The 22,002-nt window shown below is 61.2% G+C and carries 16 protein-coding genes; 9 read left to right on the top strand and 7 right to left on the bottom strand.

The window, feature by feature from the left end; translation table 11 throughout:
- Nucleotides 1-33: 33 nt before the first annotated feature.
- A complete protein-coding gene (locus VE23_RS15730) occupies nt 34-1,203 on the bottom strand; it encodes an MFS transporter (protein WP_164763042.1) in 1,170 nt (389 codons plus the stop codon).
- Between the two features lie 332 nt (nt 1,204-1,535).
- Here VE23_RS15730 and VE23_RS15725 point away from each other — a divergent pair, with 332 nt between their 5' ends.
- The 3 genes from VE23_RS15725 (at nt 1,536) to VE23_RS15715 (ending at nt 5,574) form a co-directional block, all read left to right on the top strand.
- Nucleotides 1,536-3,320 carry an ABC transporter substrate-binding protein gene (locus VE23_RS15725; RefSeq protein WP_049868494.1) on the top strand — a complete coding sequence of 595 codons (1,785 nt, stop codon included), beginning with the start codon at nt 1,536-1,538 and terminating at the stop codon, nt 3,318-3,320.
- Between the two features lie 96 nt (nt 3,321-3,416).
- Nucleotides 3,417-4,319: a LysR family transcriptional regulator gene (locus tag VE23_RS15720; protein WP_049868493.1), complete on the top strand. Its 903-nt coding sequence runs from the start codon at nt 3,417-3,419 to the stop codon at nt 4,317-4,319.
- Nucleotides 4,320-4,434: 115 nt separating this feature from the next.
- Nucleotides 4,435-5,574 carry a 5-methyltetrahydropteroyltriglutamate--homocysteine S-methyltransferase gene (locus VE23_RS15715; RefSeq protein WP_049868492.1) on the top strand — a complete coding sequence of 380 codons (1,140 nt, stop codon included), beginning with the start codon at nt 4,435-4,437 and terminating at the stop codon, nt 5,572-5,574.
- Between the two features lie 253 nt (nt 5,575-5,827).
- On the opposite strand, the gene VE23_RS15710 is transcribed toward VE23_RS15715, so the two are convergent.
- Entirely contained in the window at nt 5,828-6,325 is a 498-nt protein-coding gene (locus tag VE23_RS15710) for a GNAT family N-acetyltransferase (protein ID WP_069202485.1), read from the bottom strand.
- Between the two features lie 332 nt (nt 6,326-6,657).
- Between VE23_RS15710 and VE23_RS15705 the strand changes: the two genes are divergently transcribed.
- The 3 genes from VE23_RS15705 to VE23_RS15695 all read left to right on the top strand — a co-directional run bounded on the left by VE23_RS15705 (nt 6,658) and on the right by VE23_RS15695 (nt 11,201).
- A complete protein-coding gene (locus tag VE23_RS15705) occupies nt 6,658-9,711 on the top strand; it encodes an efflux RND transporter permease subunit (RefSeq protein WP_049868491.1) in 3,054 nt (1,017 codons plus the stop codon).
- 306 nt (nt 9,712-10,017) lie between these two features.
- Nucleotides 10,018-10,458 carry a GrpB family protein gene (locus VE23_RS15700; protein WP_232313075.1) on the top strand — a complete coding sequence of 147 codons (441 nt, stop codon included), beginning with the start codon at nt 10,018-10,020 and terminating at the stop codon, nt 10,456-10,458.
- Between the two features lie 242 nt (nt 10,459-10,700).
- The gene (locus VE23_RS15695; protein WP_049868490.1) at nt 10,701-11,201 is read left to right on the top strand and encodes a GyrI-like domain-containing protein; all 501 of its coding nucleotides are present in this window, start codon (nt 10,701-10,703) and stop codon (nt 11,199-11,201) included.
- 166 nt (nt 11,202-11,367) lie between these two features.
- On the opposite strand, the gene VE23_RS15690 is transcribed toward VE23_RS15695, so the two are convergent.
- Nucleotides 11,368-12,531: a glycosyltransferase family 4 protein gene (locus VE23_RS15690; RefSeq protein WP_049868489.1), complete on the bottom strand. Its 1,164-nt coding sequence runs from the start codon at nt 12,529-12,531 to the stop codon at nt 11,368-11,370.
- A 372-nt stretch (nt 12,532-12,903) separates the two neighbouring features.
- A complete protein-coding gene (gene pepT / locus VE23_RS15685; protein ID WP_049869763.1) occupies nt 12,904-14,136 on the bottom strand; it encodes a peptidase T in 1,233 nt (410 codons plus the stop codon).
- Nucleotides 14,137-14,331: 195 nt separating this feature from the next.
- Between pepT and VE23_RS15680 the strand changes: the two genes are divergently transcribed.
- The 3 genes from VE23_RS15680 to VE23_RS15670 all read left to right on the top strand — a co-directional run bounded on the left by VE23_RS15680 (nt 14,332) and on the right by VE23_RS15670 (nt 18,081).
- Nucleotides 14,332-15,228, top strand: a complete 897-nt coding sequence (locus tag VE23_RS15680) for a DUF6492 family protein (RefSeq protein ID WP_069202484.1) — start codon at nt 14,332-14,334, stop codon at nt 15,226-15,228.
- Nucleotides 15,228-16,622: a glycosyltransferase family 4 protein gene (locus tag VE23_RS15675; protein ID WP_069202483.1), complete on the top strand. Its 1,395-nt coding sequence runs from the start codon at nt 15,228-15,230 to the stop codon at nt 16,620-16,622. The genes VE23_RS15680 and VE23_RS15675 overlap by 1 nt, the downstream gene beginning before the upstream one ends.
- An 82-nt stretch (nt 16,623-16,704) precedes the next feature.
- Nucleotides 16,705-18,081 carry a sugar phosphate nucleotidyltransferase gene (locus tag VE23_RS15670; protein WP_049868488.1) on the top strand — a complete coding sequence of 459 codons (1,377 nt, stop codon included), beginning with the start codon at nt 16,705-16,707 and terminating at the stop codon, nt 18,079-18,081.
- An 88-nt stretch (nt 18,082-18,169) separates the two neighbouring features.
- Here VE23_RS15670 and VE23_RS15665 read toward each other — a convergent pair whose 3' ends face one another.
- From VE23_RS15665 to VE23_RS15655, 3 genes are all read right to left on the bottom strand, one after another.
- Nucleotides 18,170-18,709, bottom strand: a complete 540-nt coding sequence (locus VE23_RS15665) for a GNAT family N-acetyltransferase (protein ID WP_049868487.1) — start codon at nt 18,707-18,709, stop codon at nt 18,170-18,172.
- 127 nt (nt 18,710-18,836) lie between these two features.
- Nucleotides 18,837-20,546 carry a sigma-54 interaction domain-containing protein gene (locus tag VE23_RS15660; protein ID WP_048746869.1) on the bottom strand — a complete coding sequence of 570 codons (1,710 nt, stop codon included), beginning with the start codon at nt 20,544-20,546 and terminating at the stop codon, nt 18,837-18,839.
- Nucleotides 20,547-20,928: 382 nt separating this feature from the next.
- On the bottom strand, nt 20,929-21,852 hold the full coding sequence (locus VE23_RS15655) for a proline dehydrogenase family protein (RefSeq protein WP_049868486.1): 924 nt from the start codon (nt 21,850-21,852) through the stop codon (nt 20,929-20,931).
- Nucleotides 21,853-22,002 lie beyond the last annotated feature (150 nt).

Genomic DNA, 22,002 nt, shown 5'->3' with positions numbered 1-22,002 from the left:
TATGACCAGGCATTACCTGGTCATACGCCTCTTTCATGCTGTTTTCCATAAAGAGCTGAACCGGCATGCGGCGGCCGTGGACAGATGGATGAAGGCGGCGGCAAGGAACACGTGAGCCGTGGAGCCGAGCTCGCTCGCCCATCCGCCGGCATAGATGGCCAGCGGCATGCCAAGCTTGAAGATGGAACCGGTGAGGCCGTTGATGCGGCCGATCAGATGGGCCGGCGTCGATTCCTGCCGGTAGGTCCAGATGCAGACCGTGCTGACGGCTCCCGCCATGCCGTCCACGAACAGCCCCGCAGCCATCATTCCTGCAGAGGCGGCCAGGGCAAGCATCAAGCCGCCTATCGCCGAGAGCAGCGAGCTCGCGGCGAGCAGCGCTCCCAGCCGGAAGCGCCGCTTGAGCGGCGGCAGCAGCAGGCTGCCGGCCAGTCCGCCGGCGCCGGCGGCGGAGAGCACGAGGCCCAGCATGCCGGAGCTCAGGGCGAGACGGTCCTTGGCGGTGAAGATCACCGTCGCATCCACCATGCCCGATGCGGCGTTCATGAAGACGACGAGCAGCGTAATCTGCCACAGCGCGCGGTTGCGCATCAGCTCCCGCCACGCCTCGCCGAGCTCCCGGCTCCAGCCGGCCGGCTTCGGACGCGGCGAGCGGTCATCGGCCGGAAGCAGCGAGAGCAGCAGCAGGGCGGGGATGTAAGCGGCCGCCGTCAGAAGCAGGCCGTCCTGCAGGTTCGAGAAGGAGAGGATCAGCCCGGTCAGCGCCGGGCCTCCGATGCCGATAAGCGTCGTCATGAACGAGTAGGAGGCGTTGGCTGGCGCGAGCAGGCCGGCCGGGAGGCATTGCTTGACCAGTGCTACCCGCGCGTTGTTATAGGCATAACCGAATGTCATCAGCAGGAAGCCGCCGATATAGCAGGCATATAGGGAGGATGCGCCAGGCCCCTTCTCGGTCCACAGGTACAGGCCGGCCAGCACGGCGATCTGGAAGAAGACCGACAGGATCGTCCAGCGTTTCTTGCGGGAACGGTCGACCAGGACGCCGATGAATACGGCAAGCAGCAGATTGGGCAGAAATTCGATGCTGCGCATCGCCGACATCGCGACCGCGGAATGCGTGAGGTCGTAGAGGAGCAGCGGCAGCGTCAGCTCATAGAGCTTGCCGCCGAGCGCCAGCACGAAGCCGGAGGCCAGCAGCAGCATGAACGGGCGGCTCCTCCACAGAGCGGGCCGGAGGCGGTTCGGATGAGAGTCTGCGGCGGCGGAGACAGGATGCGGAGCCGCTGGGGAAGTCGGTCGGTCATCGGGCGGCATAACGGCATTCTCCTTGGTTTATGAGAACAGAAAGGATATCATACGAGTACGATCTTTTCTTCTCGAGTCGCAAGCTCCTTGCTTGCTTTCGGTTTGCCGAATGGCTTGGGCAGGCTTGCAGCATCAGTATAATCGGCCTATGCGAAGCCAAAAAGCGAAAGATATCGCGGCGCCGTTCGCCTTTTCGGGCGAAAGTCCGCCCTGTGGAGGGAGCCTGTGGAATGGAAGCGGAATGGTACTATTACAAACTGAGAGAACGGCATGCTTCCGTTCCGGAGGGTACGGCCTTCGAGCTGCCGATGGATCAGGTGTGCGAGGCGCTGGCCTGCACGAGGCGCAATGCCCAGCTGCAGCTGGCGTCTATGCAGGAGAGAGGGCTGCTGACGTGGGAGCCGGGCAGAGGACGGGGCAACCGCTCCCGCCTCACCTTCCGGGCTTCCCTTCGGGAGCCGATGCTGGACAAGGCCCGCCGCCTGGCTTCAGCGGGCAAGCTGGCCGAAGCCCGCAGGCTGCTGGAGCCGTTGGGCGATGACGCTCTGAACTTTGCCTTCGGGGAATGGCTGAGCGGGCAATTCGGCGTGCATCGTCCGGATGCAGGCCGGGATGTGCTGCGCTTCCCTTTTTATCGGCCGGTACCGGCTCTTGATCCGGCTATGGTCATGCGGCGCACCGAGGCGCACTGGGTCGCTCAAATCTTCGATACGCTATGCGCGTACGATCCGGATAGAGGCGGGCTGAGGCCTGCTTTGGCCCACGCCTGGGAACGGGACGGACAGGCAAGGCGCTGGCGGCTTTACCTGCGCAAGGGAGTGAGGTTCCATCACGGCAAGCTGTTGACCGCCGAGGATGCGGCATTTACGTTCCGGCGCATTCTGCGGCTGAACGGGGAGGACTTCGTCCTGCGGGATCTGCAGGAGATCCGTGTTCTGGACGACTACAGCCTGGAGCTTCGCTTCGGCCGGCCCGCCGCCCTGCTCATGCATGCCCTCTGCCTGGAGCGGTATTCAGTCGTGCCCTCGGATTTGAACGAGGAGACGTTCGCCCGCCTGCCGGTCGGAACCGGGGCGTTCCGCGTGACGGGCAATGACGAGTCGATGCTCGCCTTGGAGGCGCATGACCGCTATTTTCTCGGGAGGCCCCATCTGGACCGGATCGAGATGTGGGTATGGACGGATTATGATGGCATTCTCGAGCATGCGGAGAAGCTGGCCGGATCCCAATTGCTCTATTTGGAGACGGGCATCGGCAGCGAGGGGGAGAAGGCGCTCAGCCGCCTCGAAGCGGGCAGCACGTATGCGGTGTTCAACCTCAACAAGGCCGGACCGATGCAGGACCCCATCTTCCGCGAGGCTGTCGATGCCGCTCTGGACCGGCAAGCTATGGTCGAGGAGCTGGGGGGAGTGCGTGGAATGCCTTCCGGAAGCTTCTTTCCGGAAGGCTCCGCGACGGGGGACTCCAATCAACATGCCATGGATTCCGACCCGGCGGCCAGGAGCGGGGAGACGCTGCGGCTGTTCACGTATGCCATGCCGGACAATGAACGGAATGCGGCCTGGATTCGGGACCGCTGCGGAGAAATCGGCATCGTGCTGGAGATCGTATCCATCCCGATCGAGCAGCTGTCGGATCCCGCTGTCCTGGCCGAAGCCGATCTGGTCGTGGCGGGAGAGGTGCTCGGCGAGCAGCCGGATCTGACCTTGATTGAAATGTACCGGATGACGAGAAGCTTCATTCCGAACCTGCTGAGTCCTTCCCTGCGGGCCGAGAACGAAAAGGCGATGGATGCCTGCATGTCCGAGATCAGCGCGGAGCGGCGGATCGCGCAGCTGAGAAGCTGGGAGCGGAGGCTGAGCTCGGAGCGGTTCCTGCTGTTCCTCTTCCACTCCAAGCACACCGCCAGCCTGGACCGGCGGCTGGGCGTGAATGCCTTGAACGCCTGGGGAAAGGTCAGTTATAAGGACGCATGGGTGAAGCCCGCCAAGGCCGAGGATTGGCCGCATGGTTGAGGATAGCCGAAATAGGGGCTGAAGATAGCCGGAATCAAGACATGCCTGGTAATACTTTTTATTTCCATAAGTGTGAAGAGGAGAAGGGGGAAATCCATGACGCTACAGCAGCTCAAATATGTCATTGAAGTTGCGGTCCGCGGATCGATGAACGAGGCGGCCAAGCGGCTGTTCATCTCGCAGCCGAGCCTGTCCAAGGCGATCCAGGAGCTGGAGAACGAATTGCAGATTACGATCTTCCGGCGCACCAACAAGGGAATCATCTTGTCCGCCCAGGGAGCCGAATTCCTCGCCTATGCCCGGCAGGTCATCGAGCAGGCGGAGCTTCTGGAGAGCCGCTACCTCAGCGGCAAGCCGTCGCCGCAGCATTTTTCCGTCTCGACCCAGCACTATGCCTTTGCGGTGAATGCTTTCGTGCAGCTCGTGCAGGAGTACGGGCAGGAGGAATACGAGCTCGCTCTTCGAGAGACGAAGACGCATGAAATCATCGAGGACGTGCGCACCCAGCGCAGCGAGATCGGCATCCTGTACCGCAATGAATTCAATGCCCAGGTCATCCAGAAGCTGCTGTCATCGGCCAATCTGGAATTCCGGACCTTGTTCACGGCGCAGCCCCATGTGTTCATCAGCATCCGCAATCCGCTTGCCAAGCAGGCCAGCGTCACGATCGAGGATCTTCAGCACTATCCGTACCTCTCCTTCGACCAAGGGGAGTACAACTCGTTCCACTTCTCGGAGGAGATTCTCAGCACGCTCTCGCATCCAAAGAGCATCCGGGTCAACGACAGGGCCACGCTGTTCAATCTGCTGATCGGCCTGAACGGCTATACGATTTCGACGGGCGTGCTGAGCGCCGATCTCAACGGCAACGAGATCATTCCCGTGCCTCTCGAATGCGAGGAGACGATCGAGGTCGGCTGGATCAGCCACCGGCATATCACCCTTTCCAAGCTGGGAGCCGCTTACGTAGAGGCCTTGCATGAGGTCATAGGCGGTTGATATAGCTGAGAGGCATAACTGGCTATAGAATATGGGAGTTACTTGATAACGGCTCCGGCATGGTATCTTTCCTTTACCAACCAAGAGACGCAGGTCCGAAGGAGAGATGATTTCCATGTGCCAAACGATTTCCACCCATCCCCATGCCCGCCATACGACTCCCTACCGCTTCGACATGGTGGGAAGCTTCCTCCGCCCCGAGGCATTGAAGGAAGCGCGCCGCCGCCATGAAGCCGGAGAGCTCGGCGCCGAGGAGCTGCGCACGATCGAGGACCGGGAGATCCTGGCCCTGGTCGCCAAGCAGAAGCAGGTCGGATTGAAGGCCGTAACCGACGGGGAGTTCCGCCGGTCCTGGTGGCATCTCGACTTCATGTGGCATTTGGACGGGGTGGAAAAAGCGGCCGTGCCGCAGGGCTATCTGTTCGAAGGCGTGGAAACGCGCGCCGAGACGGCCAGGCTGACCGGCCGGATCTCCTTCGGCAGCCATCCGTTCATCGAGGACTTCCGGTTCCTGCTGGCCGCAGCGGGCACGGATGCCGTCGCGCGCCAGACGATCCCGGCGCCGGCACAGCTGCTGGCGGAGCTGCTCCGTCCGGAGAACAAAGCCGGCACGGATGCCGTCTATGCCTCTATCCATGACTTGGCTGCGGACGTATCCCGGGCTTACCGCGACGCGATCCTGGCCTTCTACGACGCCGGCTGCCGCAGCATCCAGCTCGACGACTGCACCTGGGGCATGCTGTGCGATCCGAAGTTCCGCGACGGGCTCAAGGCCGCAGGCGCCGATCCGGATGATCTGGCCAAGCTCTACGCGCAGGTGAACGGCGCCGCAATCGCCGATCTGCCGGGGGATCTGGCCGTGACGACGCATGTATGCCGCGGCAATTACGCCTCCACCTGGGCGGGCGCCGGAGGGTACGAGCCGGTAGCCGAGCAGCTGGCTGCCATCGGCTCGCTGGACGGTTATTACCTGGAGTTCGACACGGACCGCGCGGGCGGCTTCGAGCCGTTGCGCCATATTGGAGAAGGACAGATCGTGCTGGGGCTGTTCTCTTCCAAAAACGGCGAGCTCGAGGATAAGGAAGCCATTCTCGAGCGCATCCGGGAAGCCGGGCAATACGTCGACATCAACCGGATCTGCCTGAGCCCGCAGTGCGGCTTCGCCTCCACGGAAGAGGGCAATATCCTGACCGAGGAGCAGCAATGGAGCAAGCTGGCGCTGATCAAGGAGATCGCGGATGAGATTTGGAAGTAGAGGCAAGGCAGCTGTCCAGAGGTGATCGTATGGTCTGCTTACGAATTGTAGAGCATGAAAAATAGGGGAAATGAAATAGGAGACTTGTTCCCGAGAGGAGGCAGATCTCCTTTTTTGGGTATGGATGGCATCATTCCATCGATGTCGAACCTGATTCCGGCTCCATTCAATCAGCGGCCAGCAGTCCGGTCCACTGCGCAGCTGCATGCGACAGGCGGAGGAGGATTCTCCTAAGCTCATGCACTAAACCTCTTCAATAGAGATAACCAAGAAAATCGAGTTCGCCTTCATTCCAGCGGTCGGGTCCGACCTGCTTGACCATCAGGGCGTCCATGTCCTCCGATCCGATGCCGGCGGTGCTCAATGTCTCGTGATTGACTTTCATCCATTTGCATTTGGCTTGAACAGAATGGTAGCCGTTTTTCAAATACAGGGTCCTGTCATCCGCGAACAGAAGAATGAAGTCGATCGCTCTTCCTTCGCAAAAACGATCCATTGCGGCCAGCAGGGCTGACCCGACTCCCCGCAAGCGCGAGGAAGCTTCGACGCACAGGTCGATGACGCCCAGGACGCGAACGGGCTTTCCGCCGGCATTCATCATTCGGTAGTCTGCCGCGGCATGTCCAATCAGCCTGTTTTCCGAGTCATAAGCCAAAAACCGAAAATGGGGCAGCTGCTTGAAAAAAATCCGGTCCTTCGGATAGATATCCGGGAAGCTCTGCAAAAGCAGCCCTTGAATGGCTGCCGTCATCTCCTTGTTCTAATCCGTCTCCCATACCTGCTCGATCCTCAGAATCATCTCTCCCCGTTTGTATACCGTTCAGCCGTCGTTCCTTGGCAGCCGCCGTCAAGCTTGCCGCCGCCTCATCTATCGGCTGAGAACTTCTATATGAAGACGCTGAAAAGCCCTTCGGGTTGCTGTCCCCGTTGCCGGCCTCCGCCTCCAGACCGATGCCCCGCCCTCCTTCAGCCCGGACTCAAGACCGTTCCCAAGCCGTTTCCCGCCCTCTCTTCCGGCGGGTATGCTAGAAACTGGCTTTCATAAAGAGACAGGGAAATTCGGATGAGGAGAGGATTCAAGGGATGAGGTCGTTGATCGAAGGGGCTTTCCGCAACAAGGCTGCTGTTATTTTGTGTGTGATTTTGGTATTGGGACTCGGCGTATTCAGCTACTCGAAGCTGCCGATGGAGTTTTTGCCGGAGGCGGACAATCCGCAAGTGACCATTACCGCGATCGGTCCCGGTTATGACGCGGCTTCCATGGAGACGCTGGTGACCAAACCGATGGAGGAGGCGACGGCGGGCATCAAAGGGAAGACCGCTTCGTTCGCTTCTTCCGGAGACAGCTATTCGCAAATCAATCTGTCGTTCGATTCGTCGACCGACATGAAGCAGGCGAAGATCGATGTCGACCGGGCGATCGCCGCCGTGCCGCTGCCGGAGCGGGTCGGCGCGCCGTATGTCGTCCAGCTCAACACGTCGATGATTCCCATCAGCTGGGTGACGCTCACCTACGGCGACAGCCTGGATGCGGCGCATCAGGAGCAGGCTCAGAAGGAAATCATGGAATCGTTCCAATCCATCGACGGCATCGGCTCGGTAACGGTGTCGGGCAGGCCGCAGCCGCAAATCCGGATCGTGCCGGATGCGGCGAAACTGCAGGAGAAAGGCGTTCCCCTGCAGGCGCTCTATGCGGTCATGAACGGCCGCTCCGCCTCCGCCTCGGTCGGTTCGGGCATACTGGACGGAGCGGCGGTCAACCTGAACGTCAGCTCCGTCCTGCATGACGAGGCGGCGCTGAAGAAGCTGCCGGTGGCGGCCGGCGTCGCTCTTGGCGATGTGGCATCCGTCGAGCGGGAGAGCGGCAGAGAGAATATAAGCCGCATCGACGGCAAGGATGCGATGGTGCTCACCTTCACCAAGGCCGCGGGAGCGAATGCGGTCGATGTCGGCAAGCAGGTCGAGCAGAAATCGGAGCAGCTCAGCAAGGAGATTCCGGGCGTGCAGCTGAGAGTGCTCATGAGCACCTCCGAGCAGGTCGTTCATTCCGTGAACAGCATGATGCGGGAGGTGCTGATGGGCGCTTTGTTCGCGACGATCGTCATTCTCGTCTTCATGCGCAACTTCCGGGCGACGCTGGTTACGATCGTATCCATTCCGCTGTCGCTCGGGTTGACTCTGTACCTGCTAGACGCCTCCGGCGTCACGCTCAACATCCTTACGCTCGGCGGCGTCGCCGTTGCCGTCGGACGGCTGGTGGACGACAGCATCGTCGTTATCGAAAATATATTCCGAAGGCTGCAGAAGGAGCCGTTCTCGCCGAAGCTGGTCATCGATGCGACGCGGGAGGTCGGCACGGCCATCACGGCATCCACGCTGACCACTGTCGCCGTGTTCCTGCCGATGGGCCTGCTGCGCGGTTCGCTGCAGTCGTTCCTGCTGCCGTTCGCCTTGACGGTCACCTATTCCCTGCTGTCGTCGCTGCTTGTAGCGCTGACGGTCATTCCGCTCATGAGCTCCCGCATGTTCCGCAATGTGCGAATTGCCGAGCATGCGCCGTCGCGCCGCTTCCAGAAGATTCTGGAGTGGAACCTGCGCCGCAAATGGGTGCCGCTGACGGCTGCCGTCATTCTTCTTGCCGGCTCGATCGGCGCGTATGCGGCCATGCCGAAAGGGGCGATCGATTCCTCGGACGCTTCCAACGTCAGCATTACGCTTGCGTTCAAGGCCGACGCGACCCAGGCGCATCTGCTGGAGGAAGGCAAAAAGATGGAGACCTTCCTGAGAGGCTTGGACGGCCAGGAATGGGTTTATATGTCGGCAGGCAACAGCTCGGACGGAGCCAGATTCGGAGAAATCTCCTCCCCGACGCAGGTCACCTTCCTGCTCGGCATGAAAAAAGGCGCGGATGCCGAAGCCGTCATCGAGTCGATCAAATCGAAGCAGTCCGACTACCCGGATGCGGAATTGACCGCTTCGGCGATGAGCCTGATGTCCGGAGGCGGGGGATCGCAGGTGTTCGTTGACGTCGCCGGCTCCGATATCGCGGCCGTATCGAAAACGGCGGACGAGGTGATGGCGCGGATCAAGCCCGTCAAGGACGTGCTGAAGGTCGAAAGCAACCAGCAGGAACGCAAGCAGGTCTATACGCTGGAGGTCGATCCGGCGCAGGCCAAGGCGGCGGAGATCGCCCAGCAGCTGCAAGGCATGCTGAACCCGGTTCCGGTCGGCCAACTGACCGAAGCGGACGGCAGGCAGACACCGGTCATTCTGGAGCCGATGCTGAAGCCGGAAAAGGCTTCCGACCTGCCGGGGCTTACCGTGATCACGGACGCGGGACCGAAGCAAGTTTCGGCCGTCGCCCAGTGGAAGAAGGAAGAGAAGGCGGCCGTATCCTATCTTAAGGACGGCAAGCCTTATGTGAGAATAACCGCATCGGCGGAGCCGAGCCGCCTGTCGATCGTCGGAGCCGACATCAAAAAGGCAGCCGAGGAAGTGAAGGCTCCGGCCGGAGTCAAGGTTCTCGTCGGCGGAGCCTCCAGCGACCAGTCGCAGGATTTCGCGGATCTCGGCATGATCGCGCTCGTCTCCATCGGAATCGTGTACCTCATCATGGTGCTGACGTTCAAGACGCTGCGGGCGCCGCTCGCCATCATGTTCACGCTGCCTCTGGCCGCAATCGGCGCGGTGCTGGGCCTGATAGTCACGCAGGTGACGCCGGACTTCACGGCGATGTTCGGGGCGCTCATGCTGATCGGCATCGTCGTCACCAACGCGATCGTGCTCATCGACCGCGTCAAGCAGAACGAAGAGCGCATGACCATCCGGGAAGCGCTGCTTGAGGCGGCGGGAACCCGCATGAGGCCGATTCTGATGACGGCCGTCGCCACCGTCTGCGCCATGCTCCCGCTTGTGTTCGGCTCCTCGGAAAGCGGCAGCATCGTGTCGCAGAGCCTCGCCATCGTCGTCATCGGCGGCTTGATCGTGGCGACTGTGCTCACGCTGATTATCGTGCCGTGCATCTACGAGCTGCTGTTCTTCCGCAAGTCGGCGCGCCAGCGCCGGGATGCGGCCGCGACTGCGGCCGCGGGCCAGGCTTCCGCAGCGGGCCAGCCGGCCGTGCAGGGAACTCTCTAAGAGGAGCGCCGAGCATCGCTCCCTTGTGGCGCTGCCGCTTGAATGTGCGGCATGGAATGGGATTGCAGATGTCCCCTTCAGGCAGATGGCCTGAAGGGGATTTCTTTTATCTCGACAGGCTGTTTTGTATGGAGGGGATGACTCTGTTCTGTCTGCGGCACTAGTCGCTGTTATAATAGCCATGGATTGGGAAATCGGGGGGCTGCCGCATGGAGGACCAGTGGAGAATTTCGGAGCATGCGCCGGAGTGGAGAACGCACTTTGCGGAGACGGCGGACTAGCTGCGGAGAGGGCTCGGTTCGAGCCTTGCGCATCGACCCTATCGGCTCCACGGCTGTCGAAGGCCTGGATGCCAAGCCAGTCGTTGACATCCAGATTTCCATCGCTTCGTTTGCACAGTTCCAGGCATGCAGGGAAAGAATAGAGGCGGCCGGCTTTCTGTTCCGGGAAGGAAACCCCGACCTCACGAAAAGGTATTTCCGCGAGCTTCCAGGAGCGAGACGAACGCATATCCATGTTCGGGAAGCGGGCAGCTTTGCGGAACAGGCCGCGCTGCTGTTCCGGGACTATCTTAGGTCCAATCCGGATGCATGCCGGCGTTACGCAGCCGGGAAGCATCGACTGATGGCCCTCTTCAAGGAGGACCGTCCCGCATACGTGGAAGGAAAAGGAGCCGATAATCTGGGAGCTGCTGCGGGAAGCAAGCAGCTGGTCGCAGACGGAGGGCTGGCGACCTGGGCCATGTGATGGCTGAGCCACTGGAAGCCGATTCTGATCGGAATCATGACCGCAGAGGCGGGAAGATTTCGCCCTTCTGGGGACAGCGCCATCTCTCCGCCGTGAAGCGCCTTCGTTCGTATGCGAGAGCCTTCAGCTCCAGAAGCCGCGATGTTATCGTCATCGTTTTTCTTCTCTTTCCATGACACAATTTGTCTGTATAGTATAGTGCGATGATTCCATAAAAGTTAAATTAAAGGAGGATATGGAATATGGATAATCAGATCGCCGAGGCCCGGCTGATCAAGCGGTCCGCCTTTCGGGCCGTCGGAATTCGGTGGGAGGGGACGTTCGCAGAGGCCGGCGCGGGAGGCATCCGGATCTTGCAGGAACAATTCAAGAAGAGGCTGCGCGAGATTCACGGGGCGGTGCAGACAGATGTGCTGCTCGGCTTGTCCTATCACGCGTTTCCCGCTGCGGAAGGTTTTGTCCATTATGCGGCCGTGAAGCTGGGAGAGCAGGGTTCCGGGATCCTTCCGGAAGGCATGACGGGCATCGCAGTCCCGGAGCTGGATTATGCCTGCTGCTTCCATCGCAAAGGGCAGAGCATAGACCTCTCTTACAGGAATCTGTATGCCTGGATCGGGGAGCAGGGCATGAAGGAGACCGCTCCCGAAGGCTTGACTCATTACGAGGAGTACCCCATGAGCCAGGATCCCTACGACCGGGAACCGGAGTTCACCATTCTGATTCCCGTGGAGCGGGCTCTTTAGCGCAGGACGAATCCCCTGTCGGCCTTTTGGGCTGCAGGGGATTTTTTGCGGAGCCGTTACGTCCTTCAAGAAAGGGAGCGTTCACGAGCATATGCGTTGAGAAAGGCCGACATGGTTTAGAAGAAATGAAACGGAATTATCTGGTATTGCAAAGGAATACTTTTTCTCACGAGACGGAATTCCCTTTCCACGCGGGGGTGGATTCAGCTTGCAGGAGCAGAATCTCCTCGTATTGATCCACGATTCCTCCCAGCACCTGGTCCCAGGATCGGCCCAAAGCCTCTCTTCTCCCGGCTTCTCCCATGGAAGCGGCCTCCTCGGGACGGGCGAGCAGCCGCTCAAGCGCGTCGATGAAGGAGGCCGGATCGCCGGGCGGGCAGAGCAGGCCGCTGCGCCCGTGCCGGACGAGCTCCTTCACGCCTCCGGCTTCCGCTCCGATGACCGGAAGCCCGCTCGCCATGGCTTCCAGGACGACGTTGCCGAACGTCTCCGTGCTGGAGGGGAAGAGGAACAGGTCGGCCGAAGCGTACAGACGCGCCAGCTCCGTCCCTTCCCGATACCCGGCAAAGGTGACGTTGTCCGGCATTTGCCGGCGCAGCTCGGGCAGCAGCGGGCCGTCGCCGACGACGAGCAGATGGAGCTGCTCGCGGGTTTCGCCGGACAGCCCGTTCATGACGGCTGCGAGGGTGGCGAGATCCTTTTCCGGCGCGAGCCTTCCGACATAGAGCGCCAGCTTTTTCTCCGGCAGGCCGAATTGACAGCGCACCTCCTCCGGCGACCGGAGCTCCGGACGGAACACCCCGCAGTCCACCCCCCGCTGCCATAACCGGAGGCCTCCGAATTGATGCCGGTAGAGGGAGAACAGCGTCTCGCGGGAAGGGACGAAGGTCGCGGCGCAGGTGCGGTGGAACCAGTGGGCGTAGCGCCAGTAGAGTCTGGAGGCATGCTGGAGGCCGTAATAGGCCAAGTAACGGTCGAAGTGCGTGTGATAAGAGGCCACATGGGGGATGCCGTTTTTGCGGGCATAGAGCAGTCCGCTCAGGCCGATGTTGAACGGAGTCGCCAAGTGGATGAGGTCGGGACGGAAGCGGTCGAGCTCGGCTCGGAGTGAAATCGGGTTGGGCACGGCGATCCGGCATTCGGGATACAGGAAGAAGGGGATGCTTGGGTAGCTCCTTACGAAGCTCTGTTCCGTATCGGCGGAGCAGCGGGGCGTCAGTACAAGCGGCTCGATGCCCCTCTTTTCCAGATAAGCGGCCAGACGCCCGAGCGTGCGCGCGGCTCCGTTTTTCTGAGGCACATAGGTATCGGTGAACAAGGCGACCCGCATGGCTCATCCCTCCGTTCTCGGATGGGAAGAGAGTACCATGCGATTGTCAGCGGATCGTCAAGGAAATGTTGAGAGCGTTTGAAGGCTGCGTCCCGAACAGCAAAGCGGCGATAAAAGAAGACAGGGTTGAAATCGATAGAAAATGCAATAGGCTTCGCTTCATACGCATGCAGCAAGGTGCAGCTTAGAAGGCATATCCGAGATGGTTACAATAACAGCTCCTGCTTGATGAGGCAAAAGAAGGGAATCCCGTCCTTGGACCGGATTCCCTTCGACTGGTTTTGAAGCGGCTGATTCATAGGCCGGCTGGCTTTGCATGAATGAAGGCGCATGCAGGCGGCGCTGGGGAAGATCTTGAGGCCGGGAAGCGGGCTAAGCCTGCTCCTGGGCGAGCGTGACGATCCGGATGATGACCTCCGCCGCCTTCTCCATGCTCTCGGCGGATACGAACTCATACCGGCCGTGGAAGTTCTCGCCGCCGGCAAAGATATTCGGCGTCGGCAGACCCATGTAGCTGAGCTGGGAGCCGTCGGTGCCGCCGCGGATCGGCTTGATGATCGGCTCCACGCCGGCATCCAGCAGAGCCTGGCGGGCCAGCTCAACGATTTCCATGACCGGCTCGATCTTCTCCCGCATGTTGTAGTACTGATCCGTCAGCTCCAGCTTGATGCTGTCCTCGCCGTAGGTTTGACGGAACTCGTCGGCGATGGTCTCCATGGCGCTCTTGCGGTTCTCGAAGCTCTGGCGGTCGAAATCGCGGATGATGTACTTGAGCCGGGTTTTATCGACGGTGCCTTCAAACGAGCTCAAGTGATAGAAGCCTTCGTATCCTTCCGTGAATTCAGGCACCTCTCCCGCGGGCAGCCTGCCGTGGAAAGCCATGCCGATCGCGGAGGAGTTGACCATTTTGCCCTTGGCGGTGCCGGGATGCACGCTCTTGCCCTGAATCGTGACGACCGCCTGGGCGGCGTTGAAGCTCTCGTACTCCAGCTCGCCCAGCGGACCGCCGTCCATCGTATAGGCGAATTGCGCGTCAAACGCCGCGACGTCGAAGCGATGCGGGCCGCGGCCGATTTCCTCGTCCGGCAGGAAGCCGACGCGCACCTTGCCGCGGGGGATTTCGGGATGAGCGGCCAGATAGGCCATGGCCGTCATGATTTCGGCGATGCCGGCTTTGTCGTCCGCGCCGAGCAGCGTGCGGCCGTCGGTCGTAATCAACGTCTGGCCCTTGTAGGCGGCCAGCTCGGGGAATTCGCGGGGGGAGAGCACGATGCCGTTCTCCGCATCGAGCACAATATCTCCGCCGTCGTAGCCCTCGACGATTTGCGGACGCACATCGGTACCGGTCAGGTCGGGAGAAGTGTCCATGTGGGCGAGAAAGCCGATCGTAGGCGCCGGCTTGTCCGCCGTAGCTGGAAGGGTCGCCATGACATAACCGTTATCGTCCAGCGACACCTCCGTCAGTCCGATTTCCTTCAGCTCGGCGGCGAGCTGCCGGGCGAGCACAAGCTGGCCGGGCGTGGAAGGACAAGTCTCGCTGTTCTCGTCCGACTGCGTATCCACCTGCGCATAGGCGATGAGCCTGCGGATCAAATCCTGCTTCAATTCCATCGTAATCCTCCTTCAGAATGCTCTTTGTCCTTTCATCATAGCAGGCAGGGACAGGGTAAGCCAGCATTGCCGGCCGGCCGTGCCGGAGGCTGACGCCTCTTCGCGCCGCTTGCCCAACCGCAGCGGGAGGCGCCCGCATATGTTGGTGGCAAAGCCATGGAGCGAGCTCCCAGCACAGGAGATGATTATATGACCAGCCATTCCGCCCGATCCGGCGCCGCCGCCCGAATCGACGTGCTTATCCCCGCAATCGAGAAGGACCTGGGGACGCTGCCGCATGCCGTCCAGGCCGTTCGCCGCCAATCTCTGCACCCCGTCGGCGAGATTGTCATCGTCGCGCCGCGCACGGAAGCGATGCAGTCGGCCTGCTCCACCCATGGGTGGAGGTTCGTGGACGAAAATACGGTGCTTCCCCTGACGAAAAAAGATATCACCTACCGCTCGGCCAAGTGGGACCGTTCCGGCTGGCTGTTTCAGCAGCTGCTCAAGCTGAGCGGCGACAAGATCGTCAAGGCCGAGCATTTTCTCGTTCTCGACGCCGATACGGTGCTGATTCGTCCCCATTCGTTCCGCTCGGGAGGGCGGACGACATTTTATACCCGAAGCTGGAGCCAGCCGGAGTATTTCCGCACGTACAAAAAGCTGATGGGACGCGCTCCATCGGCTCCCCGTTCGCTCGTCACGCACTATATGCTGTTCGAGAAAAGAAAGCTGCGGGAGCTGAAGCGCGATATCGAGCGGCGGCACGGCATGAGCTGGCACCGCGCCATCCTCAAGAGCATCGACCGGACCAAGCAGTTTGGCTTCAGCGAGTATGAGACGTACGGGAATTTTGTCTACAGCCGCTACCCCGGCAGCGTCCAGCTTCGCACAGCTTTGAACCGCGGGCTGCATGGGCGGGCGAGCCGGCTGACGCCGCAGCGCAGCAAGGAGCTTGCGGCGAAGTACCGCTCCGTCAGCTTCCATGAACGCAAAGGCTACGTCCGCAGCGGAAGCAAGGCAGCGGGCCGGAACAGGCGGCTGTCCTTGCGGGGCCGGACCTTCCTGCCGAGAGAAGCCGCTGCCTTGAAGGGAGGCCGCGGCTGATGGACGCCCGCGCTGGGCGGGTTCGGAGCAAGGGAGGGACGGGAGGAAGCAAAGCGCCGAAGCAGGCCGTGCATATCGATTGGCGCGGCCCGATCGGCCGCGGCAGCGGGCTTGGCAGCGCCAGCAGGGAATATGCGCAAGCGCTGCGGAGGCAGGGGTGGCGGGTCGAGGCCCGTGCCGGCATGGGCGTCCATGACGGGGGGCGCAAGAGCAAGGGCCGACGCATGCTCGTCTACCATTATCCGCCCCATACGATGAATCCGGCGGCAGCCAGAGGGCGGTACGACAAGGTTGTCCTGAATACCGTCTGGGAGACGACCCGCATTCCCGCACGATGGCGCTCCTCCATCAACCGGTACGACGCGGTGATCGTCCCGAGCCGGCATAACCTCAAGGCGATGCGCGACAGCGGGGTGAAGGTGCCGCTGCACCTGGCTCCCCATGGGGTGGACACGACTGCATTCCGGCCGTCCAATCCGCCTTTCCCAATTCCCGGCAGCAAAGGCCGATTCGTCTTCCTCTCCGTGTTCGGGTTCCAGCACCGCAAAAATCCGGAGGCGCTTCTTCGAGCTTATTGGGAAGAGTTCACCGACAAGGACAACGTGCTGCTGGTCATCAAAACCAGCGGGTACGGAGCCCGGGAGAGCGGGGCTTGGATTCGGGAGAAAATAAGGCGCTATCGGCGCTCCCTGCGCATCGCCCATCCAACCGCGCCGCTCGTCCTGCTCACCCGCCGCATGAGTTCTCGGGAGCTCAGGGGCCTGTATACGGCTGCATCCGCCTTCGTGCTGCCGACGCGCGGCGAAGGGGTGGGCATGCCGTTCATGGAGGCGCTGGCAAGCGGGGTTCCCGTCATTGCGACGGCATGGGGCGGCCAGATGGATTTCCTGAAGCCTTCCAATTCCTTTCTTGTTCCCTACTCGCTCAAAAGCCCCGCCGCCTCGATGGGCAAGCCGTCCGCCATCTCCCATACCTTCCGAAGCCTGTTCGCCGAGAAGGGCCAGCTGTGGGCAGAGGCCGATGCCTCCAAGCTCAAGGTGCAGATGCGCAAGGCGAGCTCGAATCCGGCCTTGTGCCGCGAGAAGGGAGCCAAGGGGCGCCGCGATATGATGGGCATGAGCTGGCGGAAGGCCGGCGAGGCTCTGGCGAAAGCGCTCGAAGCGGTCCGCTCCGGCAAGAAGGGGCAGCCGGCTGGAGCTTTCCCCGGAAAGCGCCTGCCGGTCCGGGCGTCCGGAACTAAGCCCGGGCCGTCTCGCCGAACGCCGAAGCGAGCCTTATCGGCCCGAATGGCGGGGGGAAGCGCGACTTCATCCCGGCAGGCGCCGGGCTGGGCTGTTCCGTCCCGGCGAGAGATGTTTGTTCCGCAAGGGGTCTGGCGGGCAAGGAAGCCGTGAGCAGGCAGCGGAGCGGCCCGAGCAAGCAAGCCGCTCCGCATAGAGAATGCAAGCAGGTCAAGAAGCAAGGAGGCTTCATCAGTTGCGCATCATTTTGTTATCGGGAGGATCCGGCAAGCGGCTCTGGCCGCTGTCCAACGACGTTCGCTCCAAGCTGTTCCTGAAGCTCCTTCCTGGCGAAGACGGGCGCCTGGAGTCGATGATCCAACGCGTCTGCCGCCAGCTCGCCGCGGCAGGCCTCGCCGCCCAAGCGGCGATCGTGACGCATCGCAGCCAGGCCGAAATCACGCGGAGCCATGTCGGGCTTGGCATTCCCATTATCGAGGAGAGCCGCAAGCGGGGCACCTATGCCGCCGTGGCGCAGGCATGCTCCTATCTCGCAAGCGAGCTGAAGGCAGACCGGGATGAGATCGTCTGCGTCCTGCCCGTCGATTTGTTCGTAGAGTCCGATTTCTTCGATCTCCTGCAGCGGCTGCCGCAGGCGCTGGAGCAGGCGGGCGCGGACATCGCTCTCGTCGGCACCGCCCCCTCTCATCCCTCCAGCCAATATGGCTATATCGTTCCGGAGCGGAAGAAGCGTGCCGCGCGCGGGAAGAAGGAGGCGGCAGGGGACGGCAAGGAGCTGCCCTGGTTTCCTGTCGAAAGGTTCGCGGAGAAGCCCGATCCGCCGACAGCCGCAAGCTTGATCCGCCGGGGGGCGCTCTGGAACTGCGGGGTGTTCGCCTTTCGCCTCGGCTATATGCTGGAGCGGATGAGCGGCGACGATCGGCTGGCCGCGGACGGGGAGCGGCGAGAGAATTTCCGCGGGCTGCGGGAGTCGAGCTTCGACGAGGAGGTCGTCGAGCGGTGCACCCGCCGGGCGGCGCTTCTCTATGAGGGCCCTTGGCATGATCTGGGCAGCTGGGAGACGTTCGTCAGCCATATGGACGGCACTGTGATCGGGCCTGGACATGTCGCTGAAGGCTCCCACAACACCCATCTGATCAACGAGCTGAGCAGCCCGATTCATGTGATCGGCTTGTGCGATGTCATCGTGGCGGCAAGCCCGGACGGAATTCTCGTCGCCAGCAAGAGCGAGGCGAGCCGCATCAAGAGCATGCTGGGCGAGCAGGCGCGGCTGCCCATGTACGAGGAGAAGCGATGGGGAATATGCCGGACGATCGATTACGCCGAGACGGAGGACGGGGCGGTGCTGACGCGGCGCGTGGAGCTGCAGCCGGGCAGCCACACAAGCTACCATCTGCATGAGCGCAAGGAAGAGGTGTGGACGGTTCTGTCCGGGACCGGCCGCTTCATGCTCGAGGATCAGATCTACACGGTCGGACCCGGGGATGTGATGCGGTTTCCTCCTGGCGCCAGGCACGGAGTGAAGGCTGTCACGGAGCTGCTCTGCATGCAGGTCGAGATTGGCGATGTGCTGGATGAAAAAGACATCGAGCGGCTGCTGATGAGCTGGTAGCGGCGGCATTCCATGCGAAAAGAGGCCATCGGCCGCGCATCAGGTTCTGACTGCGCAGCGGATGGCCTTTTTAAATGGAAGGGAGGGATCAGGGGCTCGGCACCTTTCTTTTCCAGATCATGTGGTCCTCGCCTTTTCCCCAGTAGTCTCGCAGCCGGAAGTCCGGCTCGCCGAACTTTTTCGTCCAGATCCGCTGGGCGCTCCTGTAGCCGCTGTCCAGGCAAAATTCGTCGATGCCCCGCTCCCGCAAGGAAGCGAAGGCGCCTTCAAAGAGAGAATTGCCGATTCCGCGCCGCTGGTAGGCGGGATGGACGAAGACGGTGCCGATCTCCGGAAGATGGCCGTACCGGCCATCGGTCACTTCGAGAATCAGGCTGCTGGGCGGACCGTGCTCGATGGAACCGACAAGGGCTCCGTCGACCTCGGCAACCAGGAAATGAACTTCCCCGCCTTCGCTCTCGAAGCAGCGCTCCAGGCGGAGCCGCTTGCTTTCGATTTCATTTTCCAGGTCTTCAGCGTGATCGTTCAAGCCTTCCTTGGCAAACGTATCCGTGATTACGGTCCGGAAAAAAGCGTTCATCGACGCGGCCTCTTCACGCTTCGGAATCCGGATTTTCATCGAATTCATATCGTTACCTTCTTTCTGCTTTGGGTCCCGCAGGGGACGGCGCACAGCGGTCGGCCTCAGGTTCCGCCGGCGCATCGATCCTGCCTTGGCCCGGCATCGGGACAATTCCGTGCTCCGTCGGTATGTCCTAAAGCGGCAATCCCAGCCGTTTCATCCGGTTGTACAGCGTCGCCCGCGAGATATCGAGCTTTTTGGCGACGGCCCGCTTGTTGCCTTTTTCGGCTTCCAGCATTTCGAGAATCTTCTGCTTCTCGACCTCGTCCTTCATGGACTGCAGCCGGGCGCCGGCCTGCGCTTCCTTGACGGGGGCAGCCGGAGCCGCCGAGCCCGGAGCGCTCAGCACCGGCCCCGGCAAGTACTCCGGCTTGAGCTCTCCGTCGGAAGAAAGAATGACGAGCCTCTCGACCGCATTGCGCAGCTCCCGGACGTTGCCGGGCCAATCGTAGCTCATCATCGCCTGCACTACTTCGCTCGGACAAGCTTCGATGAATCGGCCGTAGGCGACGGAGAATTCCGAGAGGAAGGTCTGGATCAGCTCATAAATGTCGCTCTTCCGGTGCCGAAGCGGAGGCACGTCGAGCGTGACGACATTGAGGCGGTAGTACAGATCCTCGCGGAACTTATTCTCGCCGATCATCGCCTTGAGATCGCGGTTCGTAGCGGCGACGATCCGGCAATCCGCCTGCTTCAAGGCCGAGCCGCCGACCGCGTAATACTTCTTCTCCTGCAGCACGCGCAGCAGCTTGACCTGCATGTCGAGAGGCATTTCCCCGATCTCGTCGAGAAAAAGAGTGCCGCCTCCGGCCATTTCGATCTTGCCCTTCTTGCCTCTCGGATCGGCGCCGGAGAACGCTCCGCGCTCATAGCCGAACAGCTCGCTCTCGAACAGGGAAGGAGGGATGGCGCCGCAGTTGATGGCGATGAACGGGGCTCCGGCCTTCTCCCTCGAATCGTGGATGGCGCGCGCATAGAGCTCCTTGCCGACCCCGCTTTCGCCGAGGATGAGCGCGGTCGCCTGGGTGGAGCCGATCTTGCGGGCCGTCTCGACGGAGGTTTTGAGCGCCGCGCTCGTTCCCTTGATGGGGGCGAAAGGATCGCTCGTCGGGCTGAGCTTGGCGACCTCCCGCTCCAGATGCTGGACTTTGGCCGCCATCGTGAACAACTGCTTGTTCATGCGGATCTGGGAGGTGATGTCGATCTCCGCAGCTACCGCCCCGATCACCTTGCCGTCCATCTCGATCGGGCGGGCGTTGATCATGGCATGGATATCCTGCCGCGGCTGATGCTGCATCTGCCGGACGGCGTCGCCCGTATGCAGCGTGCGCAGCACCTGAAGGCGCTCTCTGGGGAAAAAGTCCGATGCCTGCTTGCCGAGAATATCCTCGCGGCGGATGCCGAACATCCGCTCCGCGTCGGCGGTCCATGCGATCACCTCGCTGTGCTCGTTGATGACTGTAATCGCAATCTCCGATGCTTCCAGAGCCGCGTCGAAGCCCGCCTTGAGCTGCCGGTAGGCGAGCGCAAGCTCCCGGCGGACATCGCTCATGCGGACGATGCCGCAGGGCTGTCCGGATGTCCCGGTAAGCAGCGCGTAGGGACAGTCCCCGGCAATGGCGGCCAGCTCGTCCAGTCCGGTTCCTTCCGGAACGGCATGGACCGCGATCCGGCCGGAATTGCCGGGGGCTCCAGGCACGAGCCACTCATAGAGCCCTTCCGCGGTGCGGATGAAGGTAACGATGCCCGTCTGGGGCAAAATGCCGGAGCCGGCCTCTTCCTCGGTCCATAGGGCAAAGTTTTGCGTCATGATGCTGCAGCCTGCAGGAAGCTGGTGCCTCATCTTATCCCTCCTCATCCGCGGTTTCAGATGTAACCGTTATCTTTATTATAAGAATTGGCGGCGAAAAGTGTACAAAAATTTTGACACTTTCGGTCGAAACGCAAAAAAACAGGCTGCTTCATCCCTTGGGAGGGATGCAGCCTGGCATAAAACGAGGGCTAGAAAGGCTAAGGCGCCGAATCGATCGGGAAGCCGATCTCTCCGAAGCGTTTTCGTTGCCGTCTGCGCCATGAGCATATCGGACGAGCCCCTATGTGCTGCATGGAGAACGGTTCGCTTGGAGGCGGGCTCTCGCCTCCAAGGGGCTTGCACCGAAATGTCTCTGGCAAGACATGTCAAAAAAAGTCCAAAGTGTCTAATTGATTAGACACTTTGGAGAGAACTAGTTGAACATGTTTTTGAGGACCATCATCAGGTTGGCCGGCTTCTCCGCCAGGCGGCGAGTGTAATAGGGGTACCACATCGCCCCGTAAGGCACATAACAGCGGACGCGGTAGCCTTGCCGGGCGAGCTCGGCCTGGTAGGACATGCGGAGGCCGTACAGCATCTGGAATTCAAAGGCGTCCTTGGAGATGCCGTTCTCCTCCACATACTTCTTGGTCCAGTCGATGATCGTATCGTCGTGGGACGCGACGGCGGTATAGATGCCGCGGTCCAGATGGGTGCGGATCATGTCCTTAAAGTTGTCGATGACGGCCGATTTCTTCTGAATGGCGACCTCGGCGGGATCTTTGTAGGCTCCCTTCACAAGGCGCAGCCGGATCCCGGCTTCGATCATGTCCTCGATATCCTGCCTGGTCCGGTGCAGGTAGGCTTGAATGACCGTGCCGACGTTGGTCAGCCCTTCGGCATGCAGACGCTTGACGATGTCGATCGTCGCCTGCGTGAACGGCGTGTCCTCCATGTCGATGCGGACGAAGTTGCCGCATTGCTGCGCTTCCTTTACGACCAGCCGGATGTTTTCGTAGCAAGCCTGGGGATCGAGGGCGAGGCCCATCTGAGTCGGCTTCAGCGAAATGTTGGAGACGACTCCGGCTGCGGCGATCGCCTGGACGAGCCGGACATATTCCTTGCGGTAGCCTTCGGCTTCCCGCATGCTTTTGATTCCTTCGCCGAGATGATCCAGCGTGGCCATGATGCCTTTGCCGTTCAACTCCCGGATGGCGTCTATCGCTTCGGGAAGCTCTTGCCCCGCTATGAATTTGCCGGCAAGCTTCTTGCCGTATTTGAGCGTCAGCTTCTCTACCAGGCTGTTGCCCGTAATGGTAAGCAAGGTTTTGCGGTACAGCTCGGATCCGATTTCCATCCTCGATTGCCCCTTCCGTTCTCCGTCGAAAAAAATAGATTCCCGAAGCCTTGTCGCCGGGAATCGGCTGCCTGCAAATAATAGAAGCAAGCGCCGTGCCAACATCGAGGAAGCCGAGCTTGAAAAATAAAAAAACATTTTGCATCAACA

This window comes from Paenibacillus sp. D9 (genome assembly GCF_001188365.1).
In the GTDB taxonomy this organism is placed as follows: domain Bacteria; phylum Bacillota; class Bacilli; order Paenibacillales; family Paenibacillaceae; genus Paenibacillus_O; species Paenibacillus_O humicus.
This window is presented reverse-complemented; position numbering and strand designations above follow the sequence as displayed.

Bases quoted from the DNA above. Each gene is read 5' to 3' on its own strand.
- VE23_RS15665 (WP_049868487.1), bottom strand. From the start codon at position 18,709: ATGAATTCGATGAAAATCCGGATTCCGAAGCGTGAAGAGGCCGCGTCG.
- VE23_RS15680 (WP_069202484.1), top strand. From the start codon at position 14,332: ATGACCAGCCATTCCGCCCGATCCGGCGCCGCCGCCCGAATCGACGTG.
- VE23_RS15715 (WP_049868492.1), top strand. From the start codon at position 4,435: ATGTGCCAAACGATTTCCACCCATCCCCATGCCCGCCATACGACTCCC.
- VE23_RS15660 (WP_048746869.1), bottom strand. From the start codon at position 20,546: ATGAGGCACCAGCTTCCTGCAGGCTGCAGCATCATGACGCAAAACTTT.
- VE23_RS15675 (WP_069202483.1), top strand. From the start codon at position 15,228: ATGGACGCCCGCGCTGGGCGGGTTCGGAGCAAGGGAGGGACGGGAGGA.
- VE23_RS15705 (WP_049868491.1), top strand. From the start codon at position 6,658: ATGAGGTCGTTGATCGAAGGGGCTTTCCGCAACAAGGCTGCTGTTATT.
- VE23_RS15655 (WP_049868486.1), bottom strand. From the start codon at position 21,852: ATGGAAATCGGATCCGAGCTGTACCGCAAAACCTTGCTTACCATTACG.
- VE23_RS15695 (WP_049868490.1), top strand. From the start codon at position 10,701: ATGGATAATCAGATCGCCGAGGCCCGGCTGATCAAGCGGTCCGCCTTT.
- VE23_RS15730 (WP_164763042.1), bottom strand. From the start codon at position 1,203: ATGCTGCTGCTGGCCTCCGGCTTCGTGCTGGCGCTCGGCGGCAAGCTC.
- VE23_RS15725 (WP_049868494.1), top strand. From the start codon at position 1,536: ATGGAAGCGGAATGGTACTATTACAAACTGAGAGAACGGCATGCTTCC.
- VE23_RS15720 (WP_049868493.1), top strand. From the start codon at position 3,417: ATGACGCTACAGCAGCTCAAATATGTCATTGAAGTTGCGGTCCGCGGA.
- VE23_RS15710 (WP_069202485.1), bottom strand. From the start codon at position 6,325: ATGACGGCAGCCATTCAAGGGCTGCTTTTGCAGAGCTTCCCGGATATC.
- VE23_RS15690 (WP_049868489.1), bottom strand. From the start codon at position 12,531: ATGCGGGTCGCCTTGTTCACCGATACCTATGTGCCTCAGAAAAACGGA.